This window comes from Streptomyces sp. NPDC058534, from assembly GCF_042717365.1.
Classification (GTDB): domain Bacteria; phylum Actinomycetota; class Actinomycetes; order Streptomycetales; family Streptomycetaceae; genus Streptomyces.
The window spans coordinates 4,434-19,585 of record NZ_JBHXNW010000121.1 but is presented as its reverse complement, the minus strand read 5'-3'; the positions used below and the strand labels follow the sequence as shown (position 1 = coordinate 19,585).

The following is a 15,152-nucleotide window of genomic DNA, read 5'->3' as shown; positions in this document are numbered from 1 at the left end:
CCTTTTTGTGGGTGGGTTTGTTGTTTTTTTTTTTCTGGCGGGGGGGGGGGGGGGGGGGGGGGGGGGGGGGGGGGGGGGGGGGGGGGGGGGGGGGGGGGCCCCCCCCCCGGCCGGACCGGCTCGGGTCAGACCGCCGAACCGGCCTTCCACTGGGCCCAGTCCATGTTCCAGCCGTTGAGGCCGTTGTCCGGGGCGATGGTCTTGTCGCCGGTGTTCTGGACGACGACCACGTCACCGATGACCGAGTTGTCGAAGAACCACGAGCCCGGCGTGTTCGGGTCGTTGGCACCCTTGGCGTCCGCGAGGCCCACGCAGCCGTGGCTGGTGTTGGCCTTGCCGAAGATGCCCTTGCCCCAGTAGTTGCCGTGGATGAAGGTGCCGGAGGTGCTCAGCCGCATGGCGTGGGGCACGTCCTTGATGTCGTACTCGCCCTTGCCGTCGTCGTCGGTGAAGCCGACGGTCGAGCCGTTCATCCGGGTCTCCTTGAACTTCTCGGAGATCACCATCTGGCCTTCGTAGGTCTTGTTCTCGGGCGAGCCGGCCGAGATCGGGATGGTCTTGACCGTCTTGCCGTCCTGCGTGACCTTCATCTGCTTGGTCTTGGCGTCGACGTAGGAGACCTGGTTGCGGCCGATCTTGAAGGTGACCGACTTCTGCTGGACTCCGTAGACACCGTCGGCGCCCTCGACCCCGTCGAGCGCCAGCTTGAGGGTGACGGTCGAGTTCTCCGTCCAGTACTTCTCGGGGCGGCAGTCCATGCGCTGGGTGCTGAACCAGTGGCAGGCGACCTCCTGGCCGCTGCTGGTGTTGACCGTGATGCCCTTCTGGACGGCGGCCTTGTCGGTGATCTCCTTGTCGAAGTTGATCGACACGGGCATCCCGACGCCGACGGTCTTGCCGTCGTCCGGCGTGAAGGTGCCGATGAAGCTGTTCTCCGGGGAGACCGTGGTGAACGACGCGTTCTCGTGGGCGGCGCGGCCGTCGGAGTCCTCGGCGGTCGCCGTGATCCGGTACTTGGTGGCCCGCTCCAGCTGACCGCTGGGCTTCCAGCTGGTCTTGTCGGCGGATATCTCGCCGTCGACGGCGGTGCCGTCGGAGGCGGTCATCTTCACCTCCGTGAGCGTGCCCTTGCTCACGGTGACGCCGGCGCCGTTGTTGATGGAGGCGTTGTCCGAGCCGCCCTTTGGCGTGATCTTGATCTGGGCCTCGGACGTCTTCTTGGCCGCTGCCTCGTCGACCTCGGCCTGCGAGGTCTTCCCGTCCCCACCGGAGGCGCCGGCGTCGCCGCTGGAACATGCAGAGAGCACCAGCACACCGCCGAGCAGTGCGGACGCGGCCGCCAGGCCCTTGCGCCGCTTACCGTCCGTCATCACACGCTTCTCCATCGTTGCCGATTCCCGAAACCCCGAGATACCCGTCAATAACTTTCAACGCTACGACCGGTTCGTCCCGTTCCACATGGCTCGCGGGTGTGGGTCACGCCACGTTTACCCATCAGGGCGGGGGCGCGGGGTCGGTCAGTGCGCACTTTGAGACGACGAAACCCCGGGTGGTGGTTGCCACCCGGGGTCACGAATTTCCCCACGCGGCGTCAGCCGACCCTCATTTCGTCGTCCTCCGGGTCGTTCTCGTCGTCATCATCCTCGTGCAGGTCCCACTCGGGCGAGTCGGGGTCGTAGTCGATTTGCTCACTACTCCAGGAGGCCTGCTGGAGCTCGACCCCGGGCACCCCGCCGACCAGGTCGAACGGGTCGACGAGGTGGGCCAGGGCCTCGGCGGTGTCCTCCGTCACAGCGCGCTCGGACCGGGCGCGTTCCGCGCCGGGCAGGTCCGGGTCGTCGGCGAGGCTCTGCAGCGCGGCCCCGGTGAGGGCCTCGTCATCGTCGATCTCGACGACAAGCTCGACGCGAATGCGGACGAACCGGGATGTCTCTGGAGTGGTCATGCCCGGAGCGTAAGGCCGACCGCTCCCGTGACTTTCCTGTGACCCGCGCCTTTCACTAACATCTGCCCACACGGCCAATTCGCCAGCGCCACAAGGGGATCGATATTCCGTGTCATCCGCTCGCCGTCCGTTGCTGACCGTCGCCGCCGCGGGGGGTCTCCTGTGTGCCCTGTGGTTCGTCCCGTCGGCGAACGCGACACCCGACACACCCGTGTTCGAGTCCGCGGCCGCGACCCCGTCTCCGCAGGTCACGGCCCAGGCCAGGGTCGCGTCCACGGACACGACGGCCACCACGACCACCGACGAGGGCACGACCCGCCTGGCCGACACCGGCAGCTTCGACAGCACTCCGTACGTCATCGGCGGCGCCCTGTGCCTCGGGCTCGGCGCCGGCTTCGTCGGGTACTCGGTGCGCCGGGAACGCCTCGATTTTTGACGAAACGAGGGGCCCTGTCCGCGGACAGGGCCCCTCGCGCGTCGCCGGGCCGGGCGGTACAGCTAGCGCAGCGGTCCGGTGACCGTCTCCGCCGCCGCGACCAGGTGCCCGGCCCGCACGAAGGCGTCCGCCGCGGCGAGGTCGGGCGCCAGGTAGCGGTCCGGTCCAGGCCCCTCGACACCGGCGGCCCGTACGGCGTCGATGACGGCCCGCGAGGCCGGGGCCGGGGCAAGGCCCTCGCGGAGCTGGATCGCGCGCGTGGCGGCGTACAGCTCGACGGCGATCACGCGGGCGAGGTTGTCGACGGCCGTGCGCAGCTTGCGCGCCGCCGACCAGCCCATGGACACGTGGTCCTCCTGCATCGCGGAGGACGGGATCGAGTCCGCCGAGGCCGGGACGGCGAGCCGCTTCAACTCGCCGACCAGGGCCGCCTGCGTGTACTGGGCGATCATCAGCCCGGAGTCGACGCCCGCGTCGTCGGCGAGGAAGGGCGGCAGGCCGTGGCTGCGGTTCTTGTCGAGCAGCCGGTCGGTGCGCCGCTCGGCGATGGACCCGAGGTCGGCGACGGCCACGGCGAGGAAGTCCAGGACGTAGGCGACCGGGGCGCCGTGGAAGTTGCCGTTGGACTCCACCCGCCCGTCGGGCAGCACCACGGGGTTGTCCACGGCCGACGCCAGCTCGCGCTCGGCGACCAGCCCCGCGTGCGCCATGGTGTCGCGTCCGGCACCGGCGACCTGCGGCGCACAGCGCACCGAGTAGGCGTCCTGGACGCGGGGGGCGTCGTCCTGGTGGTGGCCGGTCAGGCCCGAGCCGTCGAGCACGGCGAGCATGTTGGCGGCGCTGGCGGCCTGCCCGGGGTGCGGGCGGATGGCGTGCAGCTCGGGGGCGAGCACCTTGTCGGTGCCGAGCAGGGCCTCCATGGTCAGCGCGGCGGTGACGTCGGCGGACTTGTAGAGGGTGTCGAGGTCGGCGAGGGCCATGACCAGCATGCCGAGCATGCCGTCGGTGCCGTTGAGAAGGGCGAGGCCCTCCTTCTCGCGCAGTTCGACCGGCGTGATCCCGTGCTCGGCGAGCAGCTCGCCGGCCGGGCGCACGGTGCCGTCGGGGCCCTCGGCGTCTCCCTCGCCCATGAGGGTCAGCGCGCAGTGCGACAGCGGCGCGAGGTCGCCGGAGCAGCCCAGGGAGCCGTACTCGTGCACGACCGGGGTGATCCCGGCGTTCAGCACGTCGGCCATGGTCCGCGCCACCTCGGGGCGGACGCCGGTACGGCCGGAGCAGACGGTCTTCAGCCGCAGGAACATCAGCGCGCGGACCACCTCGCGCTCCACCCGCGGGCCCATCCCGGCGGCGTGCGAGCGGACGATGTTGCGCTGGAGCTGAGCGCGCAGTTCCGGGCTGATGTGCCGGGTCGCCAGGGCGCCGAAGCCGGTGCTCACCCCGTACACGGGTTCCGGCTTGGCGGCCAGCGCCTCCACGATGTCGCGGGCCGCGGCCAGGGCGGCCACCGCCTCGTCGGAGAGCTCGACCCGGGCGCCGGCGCGCGCCACGGCGAGAACGTCGGACGCGGTCACCCCCGACGCCCGCCCGTCACCCACCACCACCCTTTCAAGGCCGCGCTTCGCGCCTTCCCCGTTCACCACAGTGTGCATATCCATATTCAGGAGCGTACGCAGTGAATTCCTTGATGTCACGAGGGGACGCGTCACCATCGGGCACTGGTTTCACCCCTTACCGGCTTCACCCCTCGCCCGGACCCGCCCCTACGGCGAGTGCCGCCCCCGGAACCGTCGGCGCTCCCCGCCCTCCTCCCGGGACGGCTCGTCGGCGAGGCGTACGACGGGGTCGTCGGGTCCCTCGCGGCCCGCGACGACCGGTCCGGCCGACCGCTCGGCCTTGGCGCGGTACTGGGCGGCGTCGGCGAGCCGGAACAGCCGGCGGGCGGAGCGCACCGGCCCGACCTCGTCCGCCGTGGACGCGACCCCGCAGGCCACCCCGTCACCCAGCTCCAGTTCGGCGGCGCGCCGGCACAGCTCCTCGGCGGCCTTGCCCACCTCGTCGGCGGACGGCCCGACCGCAAGCAGGCAGAACTCGTCGCCGCCCAGCCGCGCGGCCAGCGCCCCCGGCAGCATCGCCCCGCACAGCGACAGCACCGACCCGAACCGCTCCAGGAGCCGGTCCCCGACGGCGTGCCCGTGCGTGTCGTTCACCCGCTTGAGGCCGTTCAGATCGCAGACGACGAGGCTGACGACCACGTCGTCCCTGCGGTGCCGCTCGACGGCCTCGTCCAGCGCCGCGTCCACGGCGCGGCGGTTGGCCAGCCCGGTCAGCGCGTCGGTGTACGCGAGGCGCCTGACCTCCTCAAGACGCTCGGCCTGCGCGATCCCGGCGGCCACGACCGAGGCCAGCACGGTGGCGAAGTCGGCGTCGGGCCGCGCGAAGACCGGGTCTCCCACCGGGCGGGCCACGTACAGCTCGCCCCAGGCGCGGCCGTGCAGCACGATCGGTGCGACGACGCAGCAGCCGCGCCCCCGGCGCCGCAGCGCGGCGACCCGCTGGTGGACGTACTCCGGCTGCCCGTCGGCGGGACCTTCGGCCGTCTCCACCCAGGCGTCGGGCTCACCACCGCCGGCCCAGCGCTCGTGCAGGAATTCGGTGATCTCCGCGAACTGGTGCACCGGGTAGGACTCGTCGTCCGGGAACTCCTCCTCGTCCTCGGCCCGCCTGCCCACGTTCACGAGGACCCGGAGCCGGCCCAGCTCGCGCTCCCACACCGAGAGCGCGGCGAAGCTGCCGCCCAGTGCCAGACACGCACCGGCCGCCGCCGCCCGCCACGCCTCGCGGGAGCTGTGCGCGGCGGCCATGCCCTGCGCCAGTGCCACCACCGCCGCCAGCCGTCTGTCCTCACCCATCACTCCAGGCTAGGGATTTTCAGTCGGAAACGTGACTCAAGCAGGGCGAACGGGGACTACTCTCCCGGCCACCGCGGCGCCCGCTTCTCGTTGAACGCCGCCACCCCCTCCGCCCGGTCGCCCGAGAACGCCACCGCCCGCCACGCCGCGTCCTCGACCTCAAGGCCCGCCCGCAGATCCAGTCCGTGCCCGAGCCGCAGCGCACGCTTGGCCGCCCGCAGCCCCACCGGCGAGTTCGCGGCCATCCGTGAGGCCAGCTCCAGCGCCTCCGCCCGGTCCTCGCCCTCGTCCACCAGCTGATCCACCAGCCCCAGCTCGCGCGCCTCCGCGGCCTCCACCCGGCGCGCCGTGAACACCAGCTCGGCTGCGCGCGCCGCCCCCACCCGGCGCGGCAGCAGCTGCGTACCGCCGCCGCCCGGTATCACCCCGACGGACACCTCGGGCAGCCCGACCACCGCCGTGGGGTCGGCCACGATCACGTCGCAGGACAGCGCCAGCTCGAACCCGCCGCCCAGCGCGAAGCCGTGCACGGCCGCGATCGTCGGCACCGGCAGCTCCAGCACCGAGGTGTACGCGCCCCGCGTCACCGGCCGCTGGCGCAGCAGGTCGGCGTCGGAGAAGGAGTTGCGCTCCTTCAGGTCGGCGCCGACGCAGAACGCCCGCTCGTGGGTCGAGGTCAGCACCACGGCCCGCACGCCCCGGTCCTCGGCGAGCGCCGCGCACGCCTCGGCGACGGACCGGGCCATCGCGGTCGAGACGGCGTTCATGGCCTTCGGCCGGTCGAGCGCGAGCTCCGCGACATGCCCGTCCCCGTGCCGCCGCACCAGGACAAAATCTCCGAACCGCTCCTCGCTCATGACACCCTCCGGTTAACGCGTGTTAACAGCCGACCGTCCGATCATCGCAGGCGCGCCCGCGCGGCGGAAGGCCGGACCCGCCCCGCCCCCGCGCCAGGCCGCCCACCCGTTCGAGTGACATCCGGCCGACCGCCGCACCCGGACCACCGGCACCCCGTAGCGTCGCCCCGCCACGGCGCGGCGGGGGCCCGTGGACACCGGGAGGGTTCATGACGACGACCGGCACACCGACCGGACGACCGCACCATGGGGGCCGCCGCGGCCGGCACCGCCGACCGCGCCCCCGCAAGGTGCTGCTGGCCGCGGGCGGCCTGGCGTTCGCGGCCGGCGCCCTGAGCCTCGTACGCCTGCTGCCCGAGCCGGGCGGCGACGCGGGCGGCTTCGGCGCGGAGGCCGCGCCGCGCGTGGACCCGGGCGGGGGCCGCGAGACCGCGACGGACCGGGCGAGGACACCGGGCGCCGCCCGCACCGCGGGTCCGTCCGGCGTGAGCCCCTCGGCGACCTCCGCCATGGGCGGCCTGAGCGGCTCCCCGGCGGGAGGACTGATACCGGCCCCGTCCACGCCCCACCCCGCGGCCTCGGCCTCGTCGTCGTCCTCGTCGTCGTCCTCGTCCTCGTCCTCGTCCTCGTCCTCGTCCTCCGGCACGACGACCATCCCCGACGCTCCGAACCCGCCCGAAGACCGGGCCGGCACCCCGGGCGCGCCGAACTCTCCACGGCCACCGGGCTCCACCCACGCCCCACGGCCCCCGCACTCCGACGCGCCCGCCCCGCGCCCCACGCCGACCCCGCCACCTGACCGCGGCACACCCTCGACACCCGCCCCGGAACCCCACGATCCGGGCCTGTGCGTGCCGGTCATCGGCCTCTGCGTGGACCTGCGCGGCGGTGACTGACGGCCGCTGGGGAGCCCCCTCGGGCCCTACCCCTCGCCGCCGTCGTCGCTCCGGCGGGTGAGCAGCCAGGGCTCGACCACGCCGAGACCGCGCACCGGACGCTGCCACATCGGCTGCAGCGCGAAGCGGTACGACGGCGGGTCCTCGCCCGCCTTCTCCGCGGCGGCGGCCTCCTCGGCCGCGACCGCCTCCGAGGCCGGCGCGTCCCGCGTGCGGATCAGCTCCTCCGCGAGCGCGGCGTCCACGAGGACGGCGTCACGGGGAGCTATCGAGGTCAGCCGGGAGGCCAGGTTCACGGTCGAACCGAAGACGTCGCCCATCCGGGTGGTGACCGTGCCGAAGGCGATGCCGACGCGCAGTTCCGGCATGGTCTCGTCGTTCGCCATCGTCTCGACGAGGAGCAGCGCGATTTCGGCAGCCGTTCCGGGGTCGTCGGCGGCGTAGAGCACCTCGTCGCCGAGGGTCTTGATCAGCCGCCCGCCGCGCGCGGCGACCAGGTCGGCGGCGGTGGTCTCGAAGGCCTCGACCAGCTCGCCGAGTTCCTCCTCCTCCATCCGGCGGGTCAGCCGGGTGAAGCCGACCAGGTCGGCGAAGCCGACCGCGAGCCGCCGGTCCACCATCTCCTCGTCGTCGGCGGCCTGCACGACCCGGCCCGCCGAGGCGGCGAGCTGGCGGCGCCAGACGTAGACGAGGAACTCCTGCAGCTCGGGCAGGAGCAGCTCGACGATCGGGTACGTCACCTCGGTGCGCGTCATCCCGGGCTCGGGGGGCTCGGTCAGGCCCTCCAGGAAGGAGTCGATCTGCCACTCGGCCAACCGGGCGGTGGTCTGCCCGGTGGACCGGGCCACCTGCACGGCCATCGCCTCGCTGAGCAGCCCCGCCTCCACCAGACCGGCCAGCCGCCGCAGGGCGAGGACGTCGGCCTCGGTGAGCGCCCTGGCCTGGCCGATGTCGGCGAAGCCCATCGCGCGCCAGAAACGGGAGGCCAGCTCCATGGAGACGCCCGCGCTGCGGGCGGCCTGGAAGGGGGTGTAGCGGCGCTCGGCGCCCAGGATGAGCCCTTCGAGGCGCAGCGCGAGCGGGTCCTCGCCGGAGTCGGCGGAGTCCGGGGCGGGCTCGGGGTCCACCCGGCCGTCCCCGTCCGCGCCGGAGCCCGTGTCGTCGACGCTCAAGCCTGCTGCCCTTCCGATCTGCCGCGGTCAGATATCGACCGGCCACAACTTTACGTCAGGTGTGCCCCAGCTCACCGCCGTGCGGCCCGCACTCCGAGCCCGCGTCCGGGGCCGCGGTCCTCCCGCCCGGCCCGCACCTCCGATCTGCGCGAGCCCCGGCGCTCTCCCGCTCGACACGCACCCTCGCGCCTGCCCCAAAGGCCGCCGCTCGCCCGCCTGAACGACGCCCCGACCCCGTCCCGAAGCCACCGCCCTCCCGTACGCCCGCCGGCCCGAGCCCGCACTGGACCCTGCTCGCCCCGAGCCTGCCCCCCGAACCGCGGTCACGCCAACCGCAGGCCCACGACGTCCCCCGCCCCCACCGGCCCCCGCACCCCCGGCCCCCGCCCTGAAACCACCGCACTCCCGTACGCCCCCGGGCCCCAGCCCGCACCCGACCATGAGCCCGCCCCCCCTCGGCCCCACCCCGAGCCGGCCCCCGAACCGGCATCAGGCCAACCGCAAGTGCACGATGTCCCCCGCCCCCACCGGCTCCTGCACCCCCGCCCCGGTGGCCAGCACCAGCCGCCCGTCCCCGTCCACGGCCACCGCCTCCCCGACCAGCGACCGGTCCCCCGGCAGCTCGGCCCGCACCACGCGCCCGAGCGTCGCGCATCCGGCCGCGTAGGTCTCCTGGAGTCCGCTGGCCACCGGGTCGCCCTCCGCCGACCGCCACCGCCCGTACCAGTCCTCCAGCGACCGCAGCACGCCCCGCAGCAGCGGGTCCCGGTCGGTGTTGACGGCCCCGGCCAGCGCCAGCGACCCGGCCAGCGGGACCGGCAGCTCGTCGGCCCGGAGACTGACGTTGACGCCGACGCCGATGACGACGCCGTCACCGGCCCGCTCGGCGAGGATGCCGCCGGCCTTGCGCTCCTCGTCGCCGACGGTCACCAGCAGGTCGTTGGGCCACTTCAGCGCCGTGTCGACGCCCGCCACCCGGGAGAGCCCCGTCGCCACGGCCACGCCGGTCAGCAGCGGCAGCCAGCCCCAGCGGGCCACCGGCACCCCGGTGGGCCGCAGCAGCACGGAGAAGAAGAGCCCGGAGCGCGGCGGTGCCGTCCACTGCCGGTCCAGCCGCCCCCGCGCGGCGGTCTGCTCCTCGGCGATCAGGACGGCCCCCTCCTCAAGCCCCTCCTCGGCGGCGCGGGCCACGAGGTCGGAGTTGGTGGAGCCGGTCCGCTGTACCACGTCCACCTGGCGCCACAGCCCTCCCTGCCGCACCAGCGCCCGGCGCAGGGCCGTGCCGTTGAGGGGCGGCCGGTCCAGGTCGGACCACCGGTTGTTCGGGGAGCCAGAGGCATCTCGGGGCGTCATGCAACCCACACTAGGTGTGGGAAACACCGCACTGCCGATAGGAACAGCCCCTACTACTCTACGAACGAGTAACCGTCCCCCCTTTTGAGCAGGCAGGGAGCCGCATCCCGATGTCCGAGCCGGAAGAGCAGCAGCCCGACATCCACACGACCGCGGGCAAGCTCGCGGATCTGACGCGCCGTATCGAGGAGGCGACGCACGCCGGTTCCTCACGTGCCGTGGAGAAGCAGCACGCCAAGGGCAAGCTGACAGCCCGCGAGCGCATCGAGCTCCTGCTCGACGAGGGCTCCTTCGTCGAGCTGGACGAGTTCGCCCGGCACCGCTCCACCAACTTCGGCCTGGACGCCAACCGCCCCTACGGCGACGGCGTCGTCACCGGCTACGGCACCGTCGACGGCCGCCCCGTCGCCGTGTTCTCCCAGGACTTCACCGTCTTCGGCGGCGCACTGGGCGAGGTCTACGGCCAGAAGATCGTCAAGGTCATGGACTTCGCGCTGAAGACCGGCTGCCCGGTCATCGGCATCAACGACTCCGGCGGCGCCCGCATCCAGGAGGGCGTCGCCTCGCTCGGCGCCTACGGCGAGATCTTCCGCCGCAACACCCACGCCTCCGGCGTCATCCCGCAGATCAGCCTGGTCGTGGGCCCCTGCGCGGGCGGCGCGGTCTACTCCCCGGCGATCACCGACTTCACGGTCATGGTCGACCAGACCTCGCACATGTTCATCACCGGGCCCGACGTCATCAAGACCGTCACCGGCGAGGACGTCGGCTTCGAGGAGCTGGGCGGCGCCCGCACCCACAACACCAACTCGGGCGTGGCGCACCACATGGCCGGCGACGAGAAGGACGCCATCGAGTACGTCAAGCAGCTGCTGTCGTACCTGCCGTCCAACAACCTCTCCGAGCCGCCCGCCTTCCCCGAGGAGACCGACCTGGCGGTCACCGACGAGGACGCCGAGCTGGACGTGATCGTCCCGGACTCGGCGAACCAGCCGTACGACATGCACACCGTCATCGAGCACGTCCTCGACGACGCGGAGTTCTTCGAGACCCAGGCGCTGTTCGCACCGAACATCCTGACCGGCTTCGGCCGCGTCGAGGGCCGCCCGGTCGGCATCGTCGCCAACCAGCCGATGCAGTTCGCCGGCTGCCTGGACATCACCGCGTCCGAGAAGGCGGCCCGCTTCGTCCGCACCTGCGACGCCTTCAACGTCCCCGTGATCACCTTCGTGGACGTCCCCGGCTTCCTGCCCGGCGTCGACCAGGAGCACGACGGCATCATCCGCCGCGGCGCCAAGCTGATCTACGCCTACGCCGAGGCCACCGTCCCGCTCATCACGGTCATCACCCGCAAGGCCTTCGGCGGCGCCTACGACGTCATGGGCTCCAAGCACCTGGGCGCCGACCTCAACCTGGCCTGGCCGACCGCCCAGATCGCCGTCATGGGCGCCCAGGGCGCGGTCAACATCCTGCACCGCCGCACGATCACCGAGGCCGGTGACGACGCCGAGGCCACCCGCGCCCGCCTGATCCAGGAGTACGAGGACGCCCTCCTCAACCCCTACACGGCGGCCGAACGCGGCTACGTGGACGCGGTGATCATGCCGTCCGACACCCGCCGCCACATCGTCCGCGGCCTGCGCCAACTGCGCACCAAGCGCGAATCACTCCCCCCGAAGAAGCACGGCAACATCCCCCTGTAAGGAGCCGCTGTGATCAAGGTCGTACGGGGCAACCCGACCCCGGAGGAACTGGCCGCGGCCCTGACGGTGGTCAGGGCCCGCGCGGCAGCGGCGGAATCGGAGCCGTCCGGCACCCAGGGCCCACGCGACGCGTGGTCCGACCCGTCCAGGATCGCGTCGGCCCATCTCCCCCACCCGGGCCCGGCCTCATGGGGCCGCACCTTCTGGCCAAGCTGAGGGCAGCCCACCCAGGGGCGCGGGGCTGTGCCGATATGCGGCTCCGCCGCGTGTGCGCACGTCGGAGCAACCCCGCGCCCCAATCTAGGTACCCGTACTCACGCGCCGCCCCCCGCCCAAGCCGCACGCTGGTGCCATGCTGTGGTCCGACCCCAAGAACGAGCCGCCCGAAGAACTGCGCGACATGCAGCACATGCTGCGACGGCTGAGCGTTCTCCTGGCCATGGCCATGGTGCTCGCGATGATCGTGCTCGGGCTGGGATGAACCGGCCCCACCCTTGTGGCTAGCCTGACCGCATGACTGCTCAGCGCCGCAGGCGACTCGTCCTAGCTTCCCAGTCCCCGGCCCGACTGGGCCTGCTCCGCCAGGCCGGCCTGGCCCCCGAGGTACTCGTGAGCGGGGTCGACGAGGACGCCGTCACCGCCCCCACCCCCGCCGAGCTGGCCCTCGCCCTGGCCGAGGCCAAGGCCTCCGTCGTGGCCGCGAAGCCCGAGGTGCACGGCGCCCTGGTGATCGGCTGCGACTCGGTGCTCGACCTGGACGGCCAGGCCCTCGGCAAGCCGGCGGACGCCGAGGAGGCGACAGCCCGCTGGAAGGCGATGCGCGGCCGGGCGGGCACCCTGCAGACCGGCCACTGCGTCTGGGACACCGCCTCCGGCCGCCACGTCTCGGCCACCGCCTCCACCGTCGTCCGCTTCGGCGAGCCGACCGACGAGGAGATCGCGGCCTACGTGGCCTCCGGGGAGCCGCTGTACGTCGCCGGGGCGTTCACCCTGGACGGCCGCTCGGCCCCGTTCATCGACGGCATCGACGGGGACCACGGCAACGTGATCGGCCTCAGCCTGCCCCTGCTGCGGCGGCTGCTCGCCGAACTGGGGATCGGCATCACGGAGTTGTGGGCGCCGGCGGCGGGCTGACCGGAGAGCTGTCGTCGCCCTTGCCGTCCTCGGGGCGCGCCTCGGACGCGGGCCGCTCATGGGCGTCGTAGGTCATCAGCAGCAGCACGATGAGACCGAGTACGACGATCATGAAGACGAAGGCGCCGGGGCCCACCAGTCCCCAGGTGAAGGCCCCGAGCAGCCCGTGCACCACGGCCGCGCTGATCAGCAGGATCCGGCCGAGCCCGGAGGGCGCGCGGTCGCGGATCGCCACGAGCAGGGCGACCAGCCCGCACAGCGCGAAGTAGAGCCCGAAGACGACCCCGCCGATCTTCGAGGACACGGACATCATGCCCGGGTCGAGACCGGCCAGGGACATGTCCTGCCGGTCGACGACGATCCCCAGGAACCAGTTCAGCGCCGCGACGCCGACCGCCTCCAGGAAGAGCACGACCGTCACGATCCACGCCACCGGCCTGCGCACTGACACCGGTCCCCACCCACCTTCGACCGCTGCCGCACAGGACAGCTGTTACCCCAAGTACGTTCGAGACAGCCAGAACGCTACTAACCGGTAAACCTCGCGACAAGGGGTCTGCCGCGAGCAAAGAATCATTGGGCCATTAGTAGGGACTCGACAAAGAAACGGAGTGGCCCGCAGCACGCCCTTACAGAGACCTTGACCACACGGGAGAGCTAGGGTTTCCCCCATGAGCCCTGCGTACCGCGGTATTACAAGGGCTTTCGCGGGTCGAGCGAGCCTCGAATCACGCTCCGTGTGGGCAAGCTCACCATTGGGGACGGGTCGAAGTGCCGTGTCGGCAGTCCCTAAAATCGGCTTGTTTCAAGGAGGGAGCCTCAATCGTGCGCAAGGTGCTCATCGCCAATCGTGGCGAAATCGCTGTTCGTGTGGCCCGGGCCTGCCGGGACGCGGGGATCGCGAGCGTGGCCGTCTACGCGGACCCGGACCGGGACGCTCTGCACGTCCGTGCCGCTGATGAGGCGTTCGCCCTGGGTGGTGACACCCCCGCCACCAGCTATCTGGACATCGAGAAGGTCCTGAAGGCCGCGCGGGAGTCGGGCGCGGACGCCGTTCACCCCGGCTACGGATTCCTGTCCGAGAACGCCGAGTTCGCCCAGGCGGTCCTGGACGCGGATCTGATCTGGATCGGTCCGCCCCCGCACGCCATCCGTGACCTGGGCGACAAGGTGGCCGCCCGGCACATCGCGCAGCGCGCGGGCGCCCCGCTGGTCGCGGGCACCCCCGACCCGGTCTCCGGCGCGGACGAGGTCGTCGCGTTCGCCGAACAGCACGGTCTGCCGATCGCGATCAAGGCGGCCTTCGGCGGCGGCGGCCGCGGCCTGAAGGTCGCCCGCACCCTGGACGAGGTCCCGGAGCTGTACGACTCCGCCGTCCGTGAGGCGGTGGCCGCGTTCGGCCGCGGCGAGTGCTTCGTCGAGCGCTACCTCGACAAGCCCCGCCACGTGGAGACCCAGTGCCTGGCCGACCAGCACGGCAACGTCGTCGTCGTCTCCACCCGTGACTGCTCCCTGCAGCGCCGCCACCAGAAACTGGTCGAGGAAGCCCCCGCCCCGTTCCTGTCCCAGGCGCAGACGGACCAGCTGTACTCGGCCTCCAAGGCGATCCTGAAGGAGGCCGGCTACGTCGGTGCCGGGACCGTGGAGTTCCTCGTCGGCACGGACGGCACGATCTCCTTCCTGGAGGTCAACACCCGTCTGCAGGTCGAGCACCCGGTGACCGAAGAAGTCGCCGGCATCGACCTGGTCCGGGAGATGTTCCGCATCGCCGACGGCGAGAAGCTCGGCTACGACGACCCGGAGCTGCGCGGCCACTCCTTCGAGTTCCGCATCAACGGCGAGGACCCGGGCCGCGGCTTCCTGCCCGCCCCCGGCACCGTCACCCTCTTCGACGCACCCACCGGCCCCGGTGTCCGCCTCGACGCCGGCGTCGAGTCCGGCAGCGTGATCGGCCCGGCCTGGGACTCCCTGCTGGCGAAACTGATCGTCACCGGCCGCACCCGCAAGGAAGCCCTCCAGCGCGCCGCCCGCGCCCTGGACGAGTTCACCGTGGAGGGCATGGCCACCGCCATCCCCTTCCACCGCACGGTCGTCCGCGACCCGGCCTTCGCACCGGAGCTGACCGGCTCCACCGACCCCTTCACGGCCCACACCCGGTGGATCGAGACGGAGTTCGTCAACGACATCAAACCCTTCAACGCGCCCGCCGACACGGAGGCGGACGAGGAGTCCGGCCGGGAGACGGTCGTCGTCGAGGTCGGCGGCAAGCGCCTGGAGGTCTCCCTGCCCTCCAGCCTCGGCATGTCCCTGGCCCGCACCGGCTTGGCGGCCGGCGCCCGGCCCAAACGCCGCGCGGCGAAGAAGTCCGGCCCCGCGGCGTCCGGCGACACCCTCGCCTCCCCGATGCAGGGCACCATCGTCAAGATCGCGGTCGAGGAAGGCCAGGACGTCCAGGAGGGCGACCTGATCGTCGTACTAGAAGCGATGAAGATGGAACAGCCCCTCAACGCCCACAAGTCCGGCACCATCAAGGGCCTGGGCGCCGAGATCGGGGCCTCCGTGACCTCCGGCGCCGCCATCTGCGAGATCAAGGACTGAGGCACCCGCAGGAGACGTCAGGGGCGCCCGCCGGACCGAAGCAACCGGTCCCGCCGGGGGGGGGGCCCCCGCGGGGGGGGGGGGGCCGGGGCCCGCGACCCCGCGGGCGCGCGCGCGTAGCACGAGCACGCCCCGGGACCGCGGCGCGC

The 15,152-nt window shown here is 72.5% G+C and carries 15 protein-coding genes; 7 read left to right on the top strand and 8 right to left on the bottom strand.

Going from position 1 to position 15,152, the window contains the following annotated elements; all coding sequences use genetic code 11:
• Positions 1-125 precede the first annotated feature (125 nt).
• Entirely contained in the window at positions 126-1,370 is a 1,245-nt protein-coding gene (locus ACFWR9_RS40525; protein WP_383852050.1) for an Ig-like domain-containing protein, read from the bottom strand.
• 221 nt (positions 1,371-1,591) lie between these two features.
• The gene (locus ACFWR9_RS40520) at positions 1,592-1,945 is read right to left on the bottom strand and encodes a hypothetical protein (RefSeq protein ID WP_383852047.1); all 354 of its coding nucleotides are present in this window, start codon (positions 1,943-1,945) and stop codon (positions 1,592-1,594) included.
• 109 nt (positions 1,946-2,054) lie between these two features.
• On the opposite strand from ACFWR9_RS40520, the gene ACFWR9_RS40515 reads away from it, so the two are divergent.
• Entirely contained in the window at positions 2,055-2,381 is a 327-nt protein-coding gene (locus ACFWR9_RS40515; RefSeq protein WP_383852044.1) for an LPXTG cell wall anchor domain-containing protein, read from the top strand.
• 62 nt (positions 2,382-2,443) lie between these two features.
• On the opposite strand, the gene hutH is transcribed toward ACFWR9_RS40515, so the two are convergent.
• The 3 genes from hutH to ACFWR9_RS40500 form a co-directional block, all read right to left on the bottom strand.
• Positions 2,444-4,036, bottom strand: coding sequence for a histidine ammonia-lyase (hutH, locus tag ACFWR9_RS40510; protein ID WP_383852041.1), 1,593 nt, complete (start codon positions 4,034-4,036; stop codon positions 2,444-2,446).
• A 105-nt stretch (positions 4,037-4,141) separates the two neighbouring features.
• The gene (locus ACFWR9_RS40505) at positions 4,142-5,290 is read right to left on the bottom strand and encodes a diguanylate cyclase domain-containing protein (protein ID WP_383852039.1); all 1,149 of its coding nucleotides are present in this window, start codon (positions 5,288-5,290) and stop codon (positions 4,142-4,144) included.
• Positions 5,291-5,346: 56 nt separating this feature from the next.
• The gene (locus ACFWR9_RS40500; protein WP_383852036.1) at positions 5,347-6,147 is read right to left on the bottom strand and encodes an enoyl-CoA hydratase/isomerase family protein; all 801 of its coding nucleotides are present in this window, start codon (positions 6,145-6,147) and stop codon (positions 5,347-5,349) included.
• A 209-nt stretch (positions 6,148-6,356) separates the two neighbouring features.
• On the opposite strand from ACFWR9_RS40500, the gene ACFWR9_RS40495 reads away from it, so the two are divergent.
• Positions 6,357-7,043, top strand: coding sequence for a hypothetical protein (locus ACFWR9_RS40495; protein WP_383852034.1), 687 nt, complete (start codon positions 6,357-6,359; stop codon positions 7,041-7,043).
• Positions 7,044-7,069: 26 nt separating this feature from the next.
• Here the strand turns inward: ACFWR9_RS40495 and ACFWR9_RS40490 are convergent, their stop codons facing one another.
• Positions 7,070-8,215 (bottom strand): adenylate/guanylate cyclase domain-containing protein, encoded by a 1,146-nt coding sequence (locus ACFWR9_RS40490; RefSeq protein ID WP_383852031.1) that lies wholly within the window; start codon positions 8,213-8,215, stop codon positions 7,070-7,072.
• 489 nt (positions 8,216-8,704) lie between these two features.
• Positions 8,705-9,568 (bottom strand): biotin--[acetyl-CoA-carboxylase] ligase, encoded by an 864-nt coding sequence (locus tag ACFWR9_RS40485; protein ID WP_383852028.1) that lies wholly within the window; start codon positions 9,566-9,568, stop codon positions 8,705-8,707.
• Positions 9,569-9,678: 110 nt separating this feature from the next.
• Here ACFWR9_RS40485 and ACFWR9_RS40480 point away from each other — a divergent pair, with 110 nt between their 5' ends.
• From ACFWR9_RS40480 to ACFWR9_RS40465, 4 genes are all read left to right on the top strand, one after another.
• Positions 9,679-11,271 carry an acyl-CoA carboxylase subunit beta gene (locus tag ACFWR9_RS40480; protein WP_383852025.1) on the top strand — a complete coding sequence of 531 codons (1,593 nt, stop codon included), beginning with the start codon at positions 9,679-9,681 and terminating at the stop codon, positions 11,269-11,271.
• Positions 11,272-11,280: 9 nt separating this feature from the next.
• A complete protein-coding gene (locus ACFWR9_RS40475; protein WP_383852023.1) occupies positions 11,281-11,487 on the top strand; it encodes an acyl-CoA carboxylase subunit epsilon in 207 nt (68 codons plus the stop codon).
• A gap of 136 nt (positions 11,488-11,623) precedes the next feature.
• Positions 11,624-11,752, top strand: coding sequence for a morphogenic membrane protein MmpB (gene mmpB, locus ACFWR9_RS40470; RefSeq protein WP_361352471.1), 129 nt, complete (start codon positions 11,624-11,626; stop codon positions 11,750-11,752).
• A gap of 32 nt (positions 11,753-11,784) precedes the next feature.
• Complete coding sequence (locus ACFWR9_RS40465; protein WP_383852020.1) at positions 11,785-12,405, top strand: nucleoside triphosphate pyrophosphatase; 621 nt, start codon at positions 11,785-11,787, stop codon at positions 12,403-12,405.
• Here ACFWR9_RS40465 and ACFWR9_RS40460 read toward each other — a convergent pair.
• A complete protein-coding gene (locus ACFWR9_RS40460; protein WP_383852017.1) occupies positions 12,374-12,856 on the bottom strand; it encodes a hypothetical protein in 483 nt (160 codons plus the stop codon). The genes ACFWR9_RS40465 and ACFWR9_RS40460 overlap by 32 nt on opposite strands.
• A 374-nt stretch (positions 12,857-13,230) precedes the next feature.
• Between ACFWR9_RS40460 and ACFWR9_RS40455 the strand changes: the two genes are divergently transcribed.
• Positions 13,231-15,003, top strand: coding sequence for an acetyl/propionyl/methylcrotonyl-CoA carboxylase subunit alpha (locus ACFWR9_RS40455; protein ID WP_383852014.1), 1,773 nt, complete (start codon positions 13,231-13,233; stop codon positions 15,001-15,003).
• The last annotated feature ends 149 nt before the right edge of the window (positions 15,004-15,152 follow it).